Annotated in this window: 12 protein-coding genes; 3 read left to right on the top strand and 9 right to left on the bottom strand. The window is 71.7% G+C overall.

Going from position 1 to position 16090, the window contains the following annotated elements:
• Positions 1-485 precede the first annotated feature (485 nt).
• Positions 486-1511, top strand: a complete 1026-nt coding sequence (locus tag ABT158_RS03660) for an AI-2E family transporter (protein WP_352350459.1) — start codon at positions 486-488, stop codon at positions 1509-1511.
• Here ABT158_RS03660 and ABT158_RS03655 read toward each other — a convergent pair.
• The 4 genes from ABT158_RS03655 to ABT158_RS03640 all read right to left on the bottom strand — a co-directional run bounded on the left by ABT158_RS03655 (position 1488) and on the right by ABT158_RS03640 (position 6047).
• Complete coding sequence (locus ABT158_RS03655) at positions 1488-2210, bottom strand: DUF6597 domain-containing transcriptional factor (RefSeq protein ID WP_352350457.1); 723 nt, start codon at positions 2208-2210, stop codon at positions 1488-1490. The two genes, ABT158_RS03660 and ABT158_RS03655, sit on opposite strands and share 24 nt — an antisense overlap.
• Before the next feature lie 36 nt (positions 2211-2246).
• Positions 2247-3101, bottom strand: coding sequence for a hypothetical protein (locus ABT158_RS03650; protein WP_352350455.1), 855 nt, complete (start codon positions 3099-3101; stop codon positions 2247-2249).
• A gap of 112 nt (positions 3102-3213) precedes the next feature.
• On the bottom strand, positions 3214-4989 hold the full coding sequence (locus ABT158_RS03645) for a vWA domain-containing protein (protein ID WP_352350453.1): 1776 nt from the start codon (positions 4987-4989) through the stop codon (positions 3214-3216).
• Entirely contained in the window at positions 4986-6047 is a 1062-nt protein-coding gene (locus tag ABT158_RS03640; RefSeq protein ID WP_352350451.1) for an ATP-binding protein, read from the bottom strand. Before ABT158_RS03640 ends, ABT158_RS03645 begins: the two co-directional genes overlap by 4 nt.
• A gap of 232 nt (positions 6048-6279) precedes the next feature.
• Between ABT158_RS03640 and erm the strand changes: the two genes are divergently transcribed.
• On the top strand, positions 6280-7107 hold the full coding sequence (gene erm, locus ABT158_RS03635) for an ErmE/ErmH/ErmO/ErmR family 23S rRNA (adenine(2058)-N(6))-methyltransferase (protein ID WP_352350449.1): 828 nt from the start codon (positions 6280-6282) through the stop codon (positions 7105-7107).
• Here the strand turns inward: erm and ABT158_RS03630 are convergent.
• Positions 7093-8436 carry a putative hexosyltransferase gene (locus tag ABT158_RS03630; RefSeq protein WP_352350447.1) on the bottom strand — a complete coding sequence of 448 codons (1344 nt, stop codon included), beginning with the start codon at positions 8434-8436 and terminating at the stop codon, positions 7093-7095. The genes erm and ABT158_RS03630 overlap by 15 nt on opposite strands.
• 117 nt (positions 8437-8553) lie before the next feature.
• Between ABT158_RS03630 and ABT158_RS03625 the strand changes: the two genes are divergently transcribed.
• Entirely contained in the window at positions 8554-10140 is a 1587-nt protein-coding gene (locus ABT158_RS03625) for a molybdopterin-dependent oxidoreductase (protein ID WP_352350445.1), read from the top strand.
• Here ABT158_RS03625 and ABT158_RS03620 read toward each other — a convergent pair.
• From ABT158_RS03620 to ABT158_RS03605, 4 genes are all read right to left on the bottom strand, one after another.
• Positions 10127-11953: a chitinase gene (locus tag ABT158_RS03620; RefSeq protein WP_352350443.1), complete on the bottom strand. Its 1827-nt coding sequence runs from the start codon at positions 11951-11953 to the stop codon at positions 10127-10129. The genes ABT158_RS03625 and ABT158_RS03620 overlap by 14 nt on opposite strands.
• Complete coding sequence (locus tag ABT158_RS03615; RefSeq protein WP_352350441.1) at positions 11950-12252, bottom strand: glycoside hydrolase family 18 protein; 303 nt, start codon at positions 12250-12252, stop codon at positions 11950-11952. Before ABT158_RS03615 ends, ABT158_RS03620 begins: the two co-directional genes overlap by 4 nt.
• A 74-nt stretch (positions 12253-12326) precedes the next feature.
• Positions 12327-14015, bottom strand: coding sequence for a fibronectin type III domain-containing protein (locus ABT158_RS03610; protein ID WP_352350439.1), 1689 nt, complete (start codon positions 14013-14015; stop codon positions 12327-12329).
• Positions 14012-15832, bottom strand: coding sequence for a cellulose binding domain-containing protein (locus ABT158_RS03605; protein WP_352350437.1), 1821 nt, complete (start codon positions 15830-15832; stop codon positions 14012-14014). Before ABT158_RS03605 ends, ABT158_RS03610 begins: the two co-directional genes overlap by 4 nt.
• Between the last annotated feature and the right edge of the window lie 258 nt (positions 15833-16090).

Below are 16090 nucleotides of genomic sequence, written 5' to 3'. Positions count from 1 at the left end.
AATCCGTCCATCCGAAGATTTGGACGGGGTTATGCATGTGTTTCATGCACTGGCTTTTAACACACTGTTGAGTTCTCAAGAAACGGACGCGTACTTCCTCACCAGAACCCGTTCCCGGATCCCCGCTCAGAGGCGTTCATTTCGTCTTGCGTTCTTTCGTTGTGTCTTAATTCTTTCAGCCGTTCAAGTCTCTGTCAAATTGACCGGACTTGCTCGACCTGCTGGAATTAAGTCGCGCCCCGCTTCCGGGACAACCCCTCTAACTTACTCCCAAGCCCGACTCTTGTCGAATCGACCTTCCGTTGGACGCGAACGTCCGCCGGAGTGGCAGTGTCTGGAGGTGGCCCCCGAGTGAGGTCGGCGATCAACGCCTTCCTCGTGGGACTGGTGAACTCTATGTACGGTCCCCAGAACCGTCAAATCGGCGGCCCGCCACGCGTCGGGAAGACATCGTGGGTAGGTATTCCGGCGTGCGAGATCAATCCGTGCCGAGAGCACTCATCCTCCTGGTGGGCATCGCCGGCGCGGTGATCGCTCTGTTCGGGCTGCGCGAGATCAATTCCATCGTCGGGCCCGTCGTGCTGGCGCTCGTGCTGGTCATCGCCGTGGCGCCGGTGCGCAGCTGGCTGACGGCGCGGCGGGCGCCCATATGGGTGCAGGTGGCGGTGCCGTTCCTGATCGTGGTGCTGGTGCTGCTCGGCATGGTGGGGATCCTGACGATCTCCGTCACCCAGCTCGCCTCGCTGCTGCCGACGTACGCCAAACAGTTCGAGGAGCTGCTGGCGGCGTCGCAGCACTGGGCCGCCACCCACGGTCTGGGCAACGACGTGCTGGCCAAGGCGGTGCAGGCGTTCGATCCCGGCCGGATGCTGGGGCTGGCGCAGAGCCTGCTCGGGAGCCTGATCGGCGTGTTGTCGAGCCTGTTCCTGATCGTGGTGCTGTTGCTGGCGATGTGCCTCGACGCGCCGGTGACGGCGCGGATCCTCACCACCGGCGAGGGGAACCGGCCGCAGCTGGTGACGGCGCTGGCGACGTTCGCGCACAAGACGCGGCGGTATCTCATCGTCTCGACCGTCTTCGGGCTGATCGACGCGGTTCTCGACGTCATCGTGCTGTCGTTGCTGGACGTGCCGTTGCCGCTGTTGTGGGGGGTGCTGGCGTTGATCGCCAACTACATCCCGAACATCGGGTTCGTCATCGGGCTGCTGCCGCCCGCCCTGCTGGCGCTCCTGCACGGCGGAGTCAAGACGATGGTGCTGGTGGTCGTGGCCTACATCGTGATCAACGTGGTCACGCAGTCGTTCATCATGCCGAAGTTCCTGGGGGACGCGGTGGGGCTCTCGACCACGATGACGTTCCTGTCGCTGATCGTGTGGACGTTCATGCTGGGGCCGCTCGGCGCGATCCTGGCGATCCCGCTCAGCCTGCTGGCGCGGGCGGTGCTGATCGACAGCGACCCGAGCGCGAAATGGGTGCAGGCGCTGGTGTCAGGGAAGATGCCGGACGGGTGAGAGCAGGCGGCCCAGCGGGACGCCGCTCAGCCGTTTCACGTCGTGGGACAGGTGGGCCTGGTCGGCGTAGCCGGCCCGGACCGCCGCCTCCGCCGCCGGCACGCCCGCGCGGGCCAGGCTGAGCGCGCGCTGGAAACGGACGACGCGCTGGAGGGTCTTGGGCGAGTAGCCGAAGGAGGCGACGCTGCGGCGGTGGAGCTGGCGTTCGCTGAGGCCGATGGCCCAGGCGACGTCGCGCACGCTGCGGCCCATGCGCAGCGCCCCGGCGATGGCGGACGCGGCCGGGTCGGGCGTGGGGGTCTCGCGCAGGCGGGTCAGGACGGCGGCGCGCATGGCCGCGAGCCGCGCCGCCGGGTCGGGCGCGAGGGCCGCGTCGGACAGCAGGGGGGACGCGACGGCGAGGGCGGGCAGCGCGGCGAGCGGCACGCGGCGGTCGCGCAGCTCGTGGACCGGGACGCCGAAGACCGCGCCCGTCGCGCCGGGCTTGAAGCGGATGCCGACGTAGGCGTCGCCTCCCGCCATCGGGGTGGGCACCGGGCCGGTGTCGGGGCCGGCCACGAAGAGGCCGCCGGGCCCCCAGACGAGGTCGACGCAGGCGTCGGGCACCACGAGCTGCGTGGTGTCGCCCTCGCTGACCTGGTGCCACACGCAGGCGACACGGCCGGAGAGAGCCTCGCCCGGGTGCCGTTCCGCGTACATGCCTCCAACGTACGCGACCGCGCCGACAGAATCCGTTCAGGCGGGCAGGCGGCCGTACGCGCGCAGGGTCTTCAGGCGTTCCACGGTCAGGTGGCCCGCCCATTCGTGGGCGACCAGCGGGGTCCAGATGTTCCAGTTCGGGTGCCAGCCGCCTTCCGGGGACTGGGCGGCGGCCATGGCGTCCAGGTGGGGGGCGAGGGTGGCGGCATCGAAGAGGGGCAGGACCGACGGCGTGGGCGCGAAGTCGAGGGGGTGGTGGACCGCGCCTTCGGCGTGCGGGTCGAAGGTGACCGTGGCCAGGACGGCCTCGCGCAGCCGGGCGAACTCGGCGTCCGCGCGCTCCCGGTCGGGGACGTGTTCGAGGAACACGAGCAGGGCGCGGGCCTCGTACGGACTGGTCCGCGTGAGCCCCGCGATGCGCGACCAGCAGAAGTCAGTGGCGGGGCCGAGCCAGGGGTGGGTCACTCCGTGCTTGTGCAGCAGCCCGGCGAGCACGGCGGTGGGGTTGAGATCGCCGGGCGGGTCGTCGGGGGCCTGCCACCAGGGCGCGCGCGGCGTGTCGCGGACGGACGGCAGCACGAACGGCACCCCGCCCCCGTCTGCCGTGATGCCCGCCAAGTAGTCGCAGGCGGCGGCGACCATCGGCGAGTCGAAGGCGTCGAGCTCGTCGAGGATCCAGAAGGCGACCTCGACCGGTTGCGGCTGGCTGGCGGCGCCGCGCAGGTCGGGCTCCAGGGCGTTGCCGAAGCCGCCGTCGGCGTTCTGGTAGCAGCGCAGGGCGTCGAGCACGCGGGTGCGGGAGCCGCCCGCGAACAGGGCCTCGAACCTCAGTCTGTCGATGAGCCTGCCGTGGAGTCGCAGGAACTGTGCCGCTCGGTCGAGTGTGTCCATGTCCGCTTCCATGTCCGCTTCCGTGTCCGCTTCCGTCGAGTTAGTGCCGTGTCCTGCGACGCTACCGCCCTCGGCGCGGACGGCTCTTGTCGGAATCGGACGCGTCCGCGGGTCACTTCATGAAGAAGACCGGGCCGCGCGGCCGGAAGGGCAGCGGCGCGCCCTGGGGCACCAGGAAGGCGTGCTCGCGGCGGATGCGCACTACGTCGCACTGCCCGTCGGTGATCAGCAGGATGGGGCCGTCGGGCGGGAAGTCGTCGGCGCGTTCGAGCAGCTTGACGCCGGGCTGGAGGATCGTGCCGCCGCGGCCGCGCACCTTGACCCGGCCGGCGATGTCCTCGACCGGCAGATAGCCCGCGTCGTAGGCGGTGGCGTCGCAGAAGACGACCCTGGCCCGGGGCACGTCGCGGGCGGCGGCGTAGGAGGCGATGGCGCCGAGTGCCTTGCCGAGCAGCTTGACGTCCATGGAGCCGGAGGTGTCGAGGACGACGCCGAACGTCTTCCTGCGGACGACCTCCTCGGGCCGTACCCGGCCGGGGCGCGGGATGCCGGGGCTGGCGGCCTGGCGGCGGGAGGCGCGGGCGTACGAGCGGCGCGACTCCTCGGGCCGGAAGTGCTCGTCGAACCAGCGGGCGAGCTGGGCGTCCCAGGGCAGGGGCGGCTGTTCGAGCGCGCGGATCTCCTGTTCGAGCCCGGCGGGCAGCAGGCCGCGTCCGCTGGAGTGGTGGTAGGCCAGGCCGGTGCACAGGGCGTTGCGGTAGTAGTCGTCGAGGTCGACGTAGCCGCGGGCCCGGCGTGCCGGGCGGTCGAGCACGTCGCCCGTGCCGCGGCCGCGCAGGGTGGCCAGCTTGCGCATGCGCCGCAGGTCGCCGGCGATCTGGTCGTAGACGGCCTCGGCGGACATCGTGCCCAGCGACTGGTCGAACAGCAGCCCTTCGGGCATCTCGCCGACGCCCATCTCGACCAGCCAGCCGTTGATCACGTAGTCGCAGGCGACGTTCCACAGGTACGGGTCGCGCATGCCGGCTCGTTCGCCGTGCCGCAGGGCGGCGTGCAGCATCTCGTGGGCGAGCACGAAACGCCATTCGTGCTCGGTGTGCGTGGCCAGCGGGTTGACGTAGATCTCGGCCGCCTCGGCGCTGACGGCTGCGATCGAGATGTCCCAGGCCCTGGCCAGCTCGGCGTCCGCGACGATCTTCATGCCCGCGGCCAGCGCGCCGAGCAGCGGGTACGACGACATGAACCAGCGCAGGGCGCCGTCCCAGGGGCCCTTGACGTGGCCTTCGGCGGGGGTGCGCGGCGCGCCGGCCTGGTCGAGCGCGGACGTGGCGGACCAGGCGACGCCAATCGCGAAGCCGCGCGGGAAGTCGAAGCGCTCGGCGTCCTCCTCGGTGCCGATGTGGAAGTCGGCCGGGCCGAGCGGCTGGAACCGGGGCGGGACGCCGGTCCTGCGCCACCGTTCGGAGAGCGTCACCTCGTCCTCCTCGGGCAGCTCGGCGGGCAGCGGCGCGGGGCAGTGTCCGATCTTGACGGTGCGCAGGAAGCGGTCGACCGCCAGGCAGCAGGCGGCGTGGTAGGCGGGGTCGGGCAGGTCGCCGTCGACGTCCTTGGGGGCGCAGGCGCGCGGGTCGGCGTGACCGAAGCCCAGGTGGAGCAGCAGGTGGGCGAAGACCCATGCCCACTCCTCGGCGGGCGCGCGGCGTTTGGGGTGGAAGGTGACGTCGCCGTCCTGGCTGACGACGGCCCACGTCTCGGGCGGCAGCCGGCCGTGGGCCGCCTCCAGCAGGGTGCCGTGCAGGCCGGCGAACAGCGGGTGGCGGTTGACGGTGGCCCAGCCGTGCATGACCTCGGCCCGCCAGGGGTCGGCCTTGGGCTTGCGGCGGATCACGAGCGGGCCGCCATGAGCCGGGGCACGTCCCTGCCGATCTCGACGAGGAACCAGGTGGGCAGCGCGGGCGCGCCGTCGGCGTCGTTGGCGATGACGAGCTGAGCGCATTCGAGGGAGATCTCGGCCAGCTCGACGAGCAGTGTCTTGGCGCGGAAGCCGAGGTCGCGGCCGCGGGCCGAGGCGCCGCGCTTGTCGGCGGGCAGCTCCTTGATCAGGCGGGCGCGGAAGGTCTCGGCCAGGAAGTAGAGCAGGTCCCGCTCCTCGGGGCGGCGCGGCCAGGGCGCCTCGCCCTTGAGCACGGCGTCGAGGTCGTAGGCGTGCCGGACGGTCCGGACGTAGGCGCGGAAGGCGGAGGCGTGGGCGGTGGTGAGGGTGCCGAAGGCGAGCATCGCGAGGGTCTCGTCGCCGACGTCGTCGCCGTAGGAGGTGAGCACGTCGGAGAGCATGTGCCAGGCGCGCGGCGAGGAGAACGGCTCCTCGGTCTTGGGCGGCGGGCTCCACAGGTGGTCGGGGCGCTGGACGAGGTAGTCGACGATCCAGGGGTGGATGCCCTGGGCCGCCGCCCACTTCAGCCAGTCGTCGGCCGAGGCGCGCAGGTGCACGTGGACCAGGCGGTTGATCAGGGCCGAGGCCATCGGGCGGGCCAGCGCGTTGTCGGTGGCCCGGTTGCCGGCGCCGATCACGACCGAGCCGGCGGGCAGCTCGTACGTGCCGATGCGGCGGTCGAGGATCAGCGAGTAGAACGCCTTCTGCACCTCGGGGGCGGAGGCGTTGAGCTCGTCGAGGAACAGGCAGTAGGGCTCGTCGCGGGCGATGGACTCCGGCGGCGCGAACCGGCTGCGCCCGCCGACCAGCTCGGGCACGCCGATCAGGTCCTCGGGGGCGAGCTGGGTGCCGAGCAGGGTCACGCAGTCGAGGCCGAGCGAGCCGGCGAACTCGCGTACCAGCGAGCTCTTGCCGATGCCGGGCGCGCCCCACAGGAAGACCGGGCGGACCACGGCGACGTGCAGCAGCACCTCAGGAAGCTGCGCCGGGGTGACGGTGACCGTTGCCTGCATGCGTCCAAGGGTGACGAAACGGGCGTGCCCGCGCATCACATTTAATCGTTTGCCCTGGTGGCGCCGCCCGCCCTACTGTCGGCGCCATGTGTTCCATGTTCTGCACCGTGTTCATCCGCATCCGCCGCGGCCGGGCTCTGGCCCGCTAGCGGACGGCTGACACCGCGCGTCCGCCGGCGCGCCCAGGGCCCTTCGAGACCTGTTCATCTCGAGGACCCGAAAGGGCAGTGCTGTGGCGCAGAACTTCGCGCACGGAAACTATTCACACACCCAGAAGAACGTCAGGAACGGCGGCGGCGGTCGTACGCCCACCGACCGGCTCAGGCGTGAGCTCTCGCAGAACTTCCTGGCCGACCGGCATGCCGTGGACCTGATGATCAAGGCGGCGGCCCCGGAGGGGCTGGTGCTCGAACCCGGCTCCGGGCCGGGGGCGCTCACGCTGGCGCTGGCCGAGGCCGGGGCGCGCGTGATCGGCTACGAGCTCGATCCCCGGCTCGCCGGGCGGCTGGCCTCGCGTACGCGCAACGATCCGCGGATCGAGGTGGTCAGGGGTGACTTCACGGCCGCGCGGGCGCCGCGTGAGCCGTTCGCGGTCGTGGGCAACATCCCGTACTCGATCACGTCCAGGATCGTCGACTGGTGCCTGCGGGCGCGGGAGCTGACCTCGGCGACGCTGCTCACCCAGCGGGAGTACGCGCGCAAGCGCACCGGCGACTACGGCCGGTGGAGCCTGGTCACGGTGTCGTCGTGGCCGTGGTTCGACTGGCGGCTCGGCGACACGATCGGCAGGGAGAGCTTCCGTCCCGTGCCGTCGGTGGACTCGGCGATCCTGCGCGTGCGACGGCGGCCCGAGCCGCTGGTGACCGATCGCGCGGGCTACCTGGAGCTGGTCGAGCTGGGCTTCGGCGGGGTCGGCGGCTCGGTGCGCGCCTCCCTGCGCCCGCGCTACTGGGGGGTGGACGCGGCGCTCGGCGAGGCGGGCGTGGCCCGCGACGCCGTCGTGGGCCACGTGCACCCGGACCAGTGGGTGAGCCTGTGGCGGCGGCTAGAGCGCCGTTGAGGTGACCTTCGGCGGGACGGCGCCGACCCTGGCCTGCGCCGTCGAGACGCGACGGGCCCAGGGCATCGCCAGCAGCAGCACCGGCAGCAGCACGATGGAGGCCCGTGACCAGTCGCGGTGGAGGTACCACCAGTCGTTGACGCTGAACTGCGTCATGTACAGGTAGCCGTAGGCGGCCCAGAAGGAGGCGCCGATGATGGCCGGCCAGGCCCACCTGGTCGGCCTGGCCACCAGGAACGGCATGAACCACAGCAGGTACTGGGCGCCGAGGCGGGGCGTCATGACCATGAAGACGAGCAGGATGGCCGTGGTCAGGTCGATCGGGTCGGCCCGCCGCCACAGCAGCAGGACGCCGATGACGCTGACGTAGATGAGCTTCGTGCCGAACGAGGCCAGCCCCGGCATCAGGGCCCAGTCGCCGCCGGTGAACCACGGGGTGTAGCCCCATTCGCCGACGATGGGGCGGATGTCCTGGATGGTACGGATGACAGCCGGGATCTCGTCGAGCGTGGTGCCCGCGAAGATCGGCGAGGTGACCAGGAAGAACACCGGGACGATGCCCGTCACGACGAGCGCGGCGATCCTGGCCCGCAGGTGGGGCAGGAGCAGCAGCATGCCGGGGATCAGCCAGATCGGCCAGCTCTTGGCGCACAGCGCGAGGCCCATGAGCAGCCCGGCCAGCATGGCGCGCCGCAGGTCGGCGCGGTCGTGGGAGCCGGGCATGAGGGCGCGGCGCAGCATGGCGACGGGGCGGCGCGCCGCGGCGCCGAGTCCGGCGGCGTCGATGGCCACGCCGGGACGGTCGGGCGCGCCGGGCCCGCGGGCCACCACGAACGCGGCCACGCCGAACACGAGCGCGACCGGCTCGACCTGGCCGTGGACGCTGGCGATGAGCACGGCCAGCGGGTTGAACGCGTACTGGAGGGCGCGCAGGGACGCCTTGGGGCCGCCGGCCAGCTTGCCGACCAGCGGGATCAGCACGATGTCGGCGACGACGGTGACCAGGCGGCCGGCGTACTCCCACGGGATGCCGAGCCACAGCAGGATGCCGTAGACGTAGGGGATGGTCGGCAGGAAGTGCCAGCCGCCCTCGCTGGCCAGCACCGGGTCCTTGCCCTGCAGCACCGCCTCGCCGGCGGGCTTGAAGCTCTCCATGAAGTCGACGGGTTGCCATGAGTCGATCGCGGAGGTGTACATGATCAGCACGCGGACGGCGATGCCGACGAGCACGGCGACGTAGAGGGGCGGACGCCAGTCGCGCCACTGCGCGACGAGGGCGAGGACGACACCGGTGACGAGGACGACCCCCGTGAGAACTGCGTAATCCATGGCGGCCCCTAGCCTGCCGTAACAATCTGAGTGCCGCCACCTGGGTTTCCAGTTCTTATCCCCGACATGCGGACACGTAACGCGATAGAACATGACTGTCTGTGTTGAACTTTTTCCATGGGGGGATCGCAGGTCAACCAGGCACTGGTCAGGCTCTATTTCGAGGTGAGGGACGGGGTCCGTGACCCGGTCGCGGCCTGGGCGAAACTCACAGGCAACTCTCAGGTCTACCAGGCGCGGCGCGGGGAGCGGCGCGTCCCGCTGGACGACGCCACGGCGGCCGAGCTGGCGGCGGCGGCGATCGTGCACACGGCGTCGGAGCACGGCGCGGACCGGGTGGCCGCGCTGGCGACGTCGCCGCTGGCGGGCGTGGTGGACGGGCTGGGCGGCGCGCTGCTGACCGAGCATCCGTGCGCGTCGGAGCAGGTGCTCGGGCCGCGGTTCACGGGGCCGGGGGCCGAGGACTGGGCGCGGGCGGCGTACGTGCTGCTGTGGGGGGAGAACAACCGGCTGGCCCGGACGGCGGACACGCCCTGGGTGATCGCCGGGCGGTACAAGGGCCAGAAGGTGGTGGCGATCGGCACCCATCCGACCCGGTTGTCGGACGAGACGCTGGTCGTGCGGCCGGGCACGGACGGCGCGCTGGCGATGGCGATGGGCCACGTGCTGCTGAAGGAGTTCTTCCTGGACCGGCCGCCGTTCGCCGCGCACGCGATGGAGCGGACTGACCTGCCGTTCCTGGTGCGGCTGCGTGAGCGCGAGGACGCGTACGTGCCGGGCGGGCTGCTCGGCCGGGCCTGCGACCGGCTCAGCGTGTACGGCGGCGAGGCGGTGCAGGTGCTGCTGCCGCGCTTCGATTTCGGGCCGGGCGTGCTGCGGCGCGGCGTGCCGGTCGTCAGGGACGGCGGCGAGCTGGTGACCACGGTGTTCGACCTGCTGCTGGCCGCCTACGGCGTGGCGCGGGACGGGCTGCCGGGGGTGTGGCCGCAGGGGTACGGGGACCGGGAGCCGTACACGCCGGGCTGGCAGGAGATCTACACCGGGGTGGCCGCCTCGCGGACCGTGAAGACGGCGCGGGAGCTGGGCGTGACGGCGGAGAAGACCGGCGGGCGGTGCATGATCGTGCCGGGCCGGCTGGAGACGCCGCACGCCGACACCGCCTACCGGGCGATGCTGGCGCTGCTGGTGCTGACGGGGTGCGGCAGCGGGTGGGCGCAGCCGGCGGGCGGCGCGGGGATCCCGCTGGTGCCGTACCTGTGCCTGCACGCCTGCGGCGAGGACCGCGCCGACGTGGGCGCGCTGAGCTGGGCCCTGTGCGAGGGCCTGTTCGCGCGCCGCACGTCGCGGTCGGTGCTGCTGGAGGCGGTGCGCGACGGGTGGCCGATGGCTCCCTCGCCGCGCGTGCTGGCCATCCCCCGGCCGATCTACCCGCTGCCGCCGGAGGTCGACCTGCTCATCGGCCCCGACGAGCAGTGCGACCTGGCGCCGCCGGACGCGGGCCTGGTGGCCGAGGCGGTGGCCCGCCTGGCCGGGCGGACGTCCCGGGCGGACCCGGACGGCACGCCGGCGGACGGGCGCATGCGCCTGCTGGTCGACCACGCCTGGATGCACGAGTACGGCGAGGCGCTGCCGACCTACCGTCCGCCGGGGTTGGGGGTGCCGCTCAAGCCCACCCAGCTCGTCCGGCCGTTCACAGGCCGTTGAGGTAGGCCCGGTGGCTCCTTGAGAACTCGAAGGCGTTGTACCTGTCCCAGTTGATCGACCAGGTCATCAGGCCGCGCAGGTTCGGGTAGACGCCGCGGGGCTTGTAGGTGCCGCAGTTGCTGCCCTTGGCCAGGCAGTCGAACGCCTTCTGGACCTCGGCGACGGTGGTGAACCCGTTGCCCGCGTTGGGCGAGGCGGGCAGGCCGATGGCCACCTGGTCCTGGCGCAGCGGCGGGAACACGTTGTTCGGGTTGCCCATGATCGGGAAGCCGGCCAGCAGCATGTCCGTCATGGCGACGTGGAAGTCGTGGCCGCCCATCGTGTGGTACTGGTTGTCCAGGCCGGTGATCGGGCCGGAGTTGTAGTCCTGCACGTGCAGCAGGGTCAGGTCGTCGCGCAGGGCGTGGATGACCGGCAGGTAGGAGGCGGCCCTGCTGTCGGCCGAGCCGTTCGGGCCGGGGCCGTAGAACTGGTAGCCGAGCTGCACGAAGAACGTCTCGGGCGCCATGGTGAGCACGAACTTGGCGCCGTAGCGGCTCTTGAGCGCGCGCAGCGCGGAGATCAGGTTGACGACGACGGGCGTGGTGGGGTTGGCCAGGTTCGTGTCGCCCTGGTTGAGGTAGAGGGAGTGGCCCTCGAAGTCCACGTCGAGGCCGTCCAGGCCGTACCTGTCGATGATGGCGGCGACCGACTCGACGAACTTGTCCCTGGCGGCCGTGGTGGTGAGCTGCACCTGGCCGTTCTGGCCGCCGATGGAGATGAGCACCTTCTTGCCCTGGGCCTGCTTGGCCTTGATGGCGGCGACGAAGTCCGCCTCGGGTTCGACGTTGGAGCACTCGGCGGCCGGGCACTGGCGGAAGCGGATGTCGCCGGAGGTCACCGAGGTGGGCTCGCCGAAGGCGAGGTTGATGACGTCCCATTCGGCGGGCACGTCGGCCATGCGGATGTAGCCGGAGCCGTTGGCGAAGGAGGCGTGCAGGTAGCCGACCAGGACGCGCTTGGGCAGTCCGCCTCCCCCGCCGCCGCCCGCGGTCGTGGTGCCGGTGGCCTCGGCGGTGTAGGGCGAGCAGTTGCCGGCGACGTCGCAGGCGCGGACCTTGAAGCGGTAGGAGGTGGAGGCGGCCAGGCCGGTGGCGGTGTGGCTGGTGGCGGTCACGGCGACCGGGGCGCCGCCGTCGCGGGAGACCTCGTACCGGTCCACGCCGACGTTGTCGGTGGCGGCCGACCAGGTGGCGGTGAGCGAGCTGCTGGTCGCGCCGCCCACGGTCAGGTTGCCGGGGACGGTGGGAGCCTGGGTGTCGCCGCCGCCTCCGCCGCCGGGCGCGCCGTCCAGGACGACGTCGTCGGCGAGGTAGGCGCTCTGGCCGTACCAGGAGTTGAGGTAGATGGTCACGGACGTGGTGGCGGCGCCGGTGGTGAACGTGGTGCGCAGCTGCGTCCAGGCCGAGCCGGGCGAGCCCCACGTCTGGGGGTCGGTGCCGCCGGTGCCGGTCGCGCCGAGGAAGACGTAGCCGCCCTGCACCCAGGCCGACAGCGTGTACGACGACGACGGCTGCACCTTGACCTGCTGCTGGCAGCGGGCGAGATCGGCGCCGGCCGGGGTGGCCTTGAGCGCCTTCGTCCCGCCGTGGACGGGCGAGGTGACGGCCGCGGCGCCCGCGGAGGCGCTGCAGGTCCAGCCGGTCAGCCCGTCCTCGAAGCCGGGGTTGACGGCGATGTTGGCCGCCAGGGCGGGGGTGGCGGTCAGGCCCGCCGTGCCGAGGGCGAGCGCGACCGCCGCGACGGCGGTGCGCCACCTGAAGATGCCGCTCATCCGGTGAACCCCTTGAAGATGTTCGTGAACTCGTAGCCGGACTGGGAGATCCCGCTGCAGGTCGGTGAGACCTGGCCGTTGGGGCAGCCGCCGTTGTCGCGGGCGGCCGACCAGAAGCCGACGAATCCGATGTGGTTGCTGCTGGCCCAGGTCAGGAGCTTGCGGGCGTCGGCCTGGGTGGTGGTCATGCCGGTGTCGTTCTTGCCGATCATGGGGGTGACGCCGAGCGCGCGCCTGAGCTGGGCGTCGCTCCTGGCCGGCCGGACGCCCTTCATCCGGCCCTCGTGCGGGGGTCTCATGCGGGTCCTTTCGGGGGGTGCGGACCGCGCGCCGGTGCGGCCCGCCACCGGGGGTGGCGGGCCGCCTCAGCGGGTCAGAAGCCAGCGGTGATCTTGGTGAACTCCCAGTTGTCCTGGGCGATGCCGCTGCAGTTCTCCGCGACGCCGCCGCCGGGGCAGGGGCGGTCGCGGTTGACCGACCAGAACGCGAGCCTGGTCAGGCCGTGGGAGTTGGCGTAGTCGCGGATCTGGGTCCAGGTGCTCTGGTTGGTGAGCTCCTGCTGGTCGGACAGGCCGTTCATGCCGGAGATGCCCATGTGGGCGTACGCCTGGGCGTCGGTCCAGCCCTGGGCGGTCTTCAGGGCGTTCTTGAGCCCTTCGGCCGCGTTGACGGTGTTCTGGTACATGTTGGCGCCGCCGCCGAAGTCGAACGGCATGATCGTGTAGTTGTCGATCGGCACCGCCAGTTCCTTGGCGCGGTTGATCAGGCGGGTGCCGTAGTAGGTCGGGCCGGTGGTCGCGGTGCCGAAGGTCACGGCGATCTTGACGTTCGGGTTGGCCGCCTTGACGATCTTGAGGGCGTTCAGGATGCGGTCCTGGACGGTCAGGTTCTCGAACTCGTCGGTGTTCTCGATGTCGAAGTCCACCACGGCCGGGCCGACGGCGTTGATGACCTTCTGCACCGCGCCGGCGAACAGTTCGGGCGTGGAGCAGTTCGGGCCGAGCTTGTTGCCCTGCCAGCCGCCGAAGGACACCTGCACGCTGCCGCCGGCCGCCTTGATGGCCGAGATGGCCTGCGCGTCCTGGCCGCCGGTCAGCGGGCGCTGCCCGTCCCAGGCCGGGTTGCAGCCGTTGCTGGCCAGGATGAAGGCCATCGTGAACGACTTGATGCCGGTCGCGCTCATCACCGTGGTGGGAGAGGGCGGGTCGCCCCAGCCGGTGTAGAGGTAGGGGGCGCCGGGCATCTTGCCGCCGGTCGGGCAGCCGGTCGTGGTCGCCGAGACGTCACGCCCGGCCGACTCGCCGACCGAGTTGTACGCCTTGACGGTGTAGGTGTGGCTCTGGCACGCGCTCAGCCCGGAGATCGTCGTGCTGGTCCCGGTGACCTCGGCCTTCTGGGTCGCGCCCTCGTAGACGCGGTAGCCGGTCACCGTGCCGGAGGAGGCGCCCCACGACAGCGCGATGCTGGTGTCGGTCACGGTCGTGGTGACCGTGCCGGGCTGGCCGGGCGCGCCGGTGCCGCCGGGGGTGGTCACGCTGAGCGCGTTGCTGACGCCGGACAGGTTCCCCGCGGCGTCGCGGGCCCGCACGGTGTAGGAGTAGGTGGTCGAGGCCGTCAGCCCGTTGTCGGTGTACGTCGTGCCGGTCGCGGTGCCGACCTGGGTGCCGCCGCGGTAGACGTTGTAGCCGGTCACGCCGACGTTGTCGGTGGAGGCGTCCCAGGCCAGGCCGGCGCTGGTGGCGGTGACGCCGGTCGAGCGCAGGTTGCCGGGCACCGACGGCGGTGTGGTGTCGCCTCCGCCGCTGCCCTGCTTCCACAGCGCGGGCACGTTCGGCGGCTCCCAGCCGGGCTGGGAGGTGTGCCCCTGGAGGGCCACGTAGTCCACGCCGTTGTAGGTGACGGCGGCGCCGGTGGCGTAGGCGGTCCACGGCGCCCAGGCGGCGGCCAGCTGCTGCTGGGCGGCGGCGCCGTAGGCGGTGGGGACGCCCGTGGCCAGGCCGGCCCCGGTGAGGGCGATGGCCAGGCCGGCCACCGAGCTGATCAGTCTGCTGCGTAATCTCATGGCATCCCCTGAAGGTGCGGCTTGACGGTCTTGGAGAAGGACCAGTTGTTGCTGGCGTCCCAGTTGATGGACCAGGTCATCGCGCCCCGGATGTCCGGGTAGGCGCGCGGCGGCACGAAGGATCCGCAACTGGTGCGCTTGGCCAGGCAGTCGAGCGCCTGGTTGACGAGGGAGGGCGAGACGACGCCGCCGCCCGCGGCGCCGGGCCCGGCCGGCAGGCCCAGGGCCACCTGGTCGGGGCGCAGGCCGTTCTCCAGCTGGATGCAGGCCAGGGCGGTCATGAAGTTGACCGTCCCCTGCGAGTACGCCGCGGACTGGTCGCAGCCGAGCATGGAGCCCGAGTTGTAGTACTGCATGTTGACGACCGTGAGGATGTCCTTGATGTTCAGGGCGAGCTTGAAGTACTCCATCCCGGTCGACTGCATGTCGATGGTCTGCGGGGCCATCATGATGATCAGTCCGCTGCCCGCCTTCGCGCGCAGCGACCGCAGGGCCTGGCCCATGTAGGTGGCGTTGAGGCCGTTCTCCAGGTCGATGTCCACGCCGTCGAAGCCGTAGCTCTGCATCAGCGCGTACACCGTGTCGGCGAACTTCGTGGCGGCCGCGCCGCTGGCGACCTGCACGCGGCCGGCCTCGCCGCCGACCGACAGGATGACCTTCTTGCCGCGCTGGTGCAGGGCCTGCACGTCGGCCTTGAACTGGGCGTCGGTGTAGCCGCCGAGCGCGGTGGAAAGGCCCGGGTCGACCGAGAAGACGACCTCGCCCGCGGTGGAGGTGGCCTCGCCGAAGGCGACGGCGACGACGTCGTACTCGTTGGGCACGGCCGACAGCTTGAGCTCGGTCGCGGCGTTGACGAAGTTGTGCCAGTAGCCGGTGAGGAAGTGCTTGGGCAGCGGGTCGGTGGTGCAGCCCGGGGTGGTGAAGGCCGCGGCGTCGCTGGGCGGGCCGTCGCCTGCCGCGTTGGAGGCGGTGACCGTGACCGAGTACGAGGTGCAGGCGGTCAGGCCGGTGAGGGTGTAGGAGGTGCCGGTGACGGTGGCCACCTGGGAGCCGTTGAGCCGGACCTGGTAGCCGGTGGCTCCGGCGACCGCCGGCCAGGTGGCCGTGGCGCCGGTCTGGGACGTGCCGGTCACGGTGACCGGGCCGGCCTTGCCGGGCACGCCGGTGCCGCAGCCCGTGGTGGTCGCGGTCACGGCGTCGCCGGCGGCCGACTCGCCCGCCGTGTTGTACGCCTTGACGGTGTAGGTGTGGCTCTGACAGGTCCCGAGGCCGGAGATCGTCGCCGTGGTGCCGGTGACGGTGGCCTTGACCGCGCTGCCTTCGTAGACGCGGTAGCCGGTCACCGTGCCGGCGGAGGCGCCCCAGGACAGGGCGATGCTGGTGTCGGTGCTGGTCGCGGTGGCCGGGCCGGGCTTGCCGGGGACCTCCACGGTCGTGCCGCCGCATGAGGAGCCGTTCAGCGTGCAGCCGGTGATGCCGGGGAAGTTGCCCGGGGCGCCGTTGAAGCCGAAGCTCGTGCTCGCCCCGGCCGCCAGCGGTCCGGCCCAGCTCGGCGCGGTGAACGTGTAGTGCTGGCCGCTCCTGGTCAGGACGGCGTCCCAGGCGGACGGGATGGAGAACCCGGCCGGCACGTCGAACTGCACGTTCCAGGCCAGGGGGGCGGTGGTGCCGTTGACGACGGTGACCTTGCCCTCGAAGCCGGACCCCCAGTCGGCGACCTTGACGAAGGTCGCGGTGGCGGCGGCGGCGTGGGCGGGCAGGGCCAGGAGACTCAGTGCGAGGGTCGCGAGCGCTAAGAAGATCGCGCGAAATCTCACTGTCGATTTCCGTTCTTCTGGCGTGCCGTACGGCTTGCACCGGGGGGTGAGAGCGCAAGCCGTACGGCACGGACCCGTGGAGGTGAGACACGGGCCTTTTCGGGGGGTGTCGGCGCAGGCCGGTGGAAAAGCAGGCGCGCGCGGAGCTTGCAGCGGCAGTCAGGGCCGGTGCGTCCGGCCGGGCCGCGTGACCGCTCCAGCGGCTGGGAAAGGGTGGGGGGGTGTGCACGCCCGCAGCGCCGGGGGCGTGGAAGAAGG

The sequence above is a fragment of the Nonomuraea sp. NPDC001636 genome (assembly GCF_040298265.1).
Lineage (GTDB): Bacteria > Actinomycetota > Actinomycetes > Streptosporangiales > Streptosporangiaceae > Nonomuraea.
Note: the sequence above shows the minus strand (reverse complement) of the source record. Positions and strands in the feature narration are given on the sequence as shown.

Excerpts from the sequence above, each read along its gene's own strand:
- ABT158_RS03630 (WP_352350447.1), bottom strand. The coding sequence starts at position 8,436 with ATGGATTACGCAGTTCTCACGGGGGTCGTCCTCGTCACCGGTGTCGTC.
- ABT158_RS03650 (WP_352350455.1), bottom strand. The coding sequence starts at position 3,101 with ATGGACACACTCGACCGAGCGGCACAGTTCCTGCGACTCCACGGCAGG.
- ABT158_RS03655 (WP_352350457.1), bottom strand. The coding sequence starts at position 2,210 with ATGTACGCGGAACGGCACCCGGGCGAGGCTCTCTCCGGCCGTGTCGCC.
- ABT158_RS03625 (WP_352350445.1), top strand. The coding sequence starts at position 8,554 with ATGGGGGGATCGCAGGTCAACCAGGCACTGGTCAGGCTCTATTTCGAG.
- ABT158_RS03610 (WP_352350439.1), bottom strand. The coding sequence starts at position 14,015 with ATGAGATTACGCAGCAGACTGATCAGCTCGGTGGCCGGCCTGGCCATC.
- ABT158_RS03615 (WP_352350441.1), bottom strand. The coding sequence starts at position 12,252 with ATGAGACCCCCGCACGAGGGCCGGATGAAGGGCGTCCGGCCGGCCAGG.
- ABT158_RS03620 (WP_352350443.1), bottom strand. The coding sequence starts at position 11,953 with ATGAGCGGCATCTTCAGGTGGCGCACCGCCGTCGCGGCGGTCGCGCTC.
- ABT158_RS03640 (WP_352350451.1), bottom strand. The coding sequence starts at position 6,047 with ATGCAGGCAACGGTCACCGTCACCCCGGCGCAGCTTCCTGAGGTGCTG.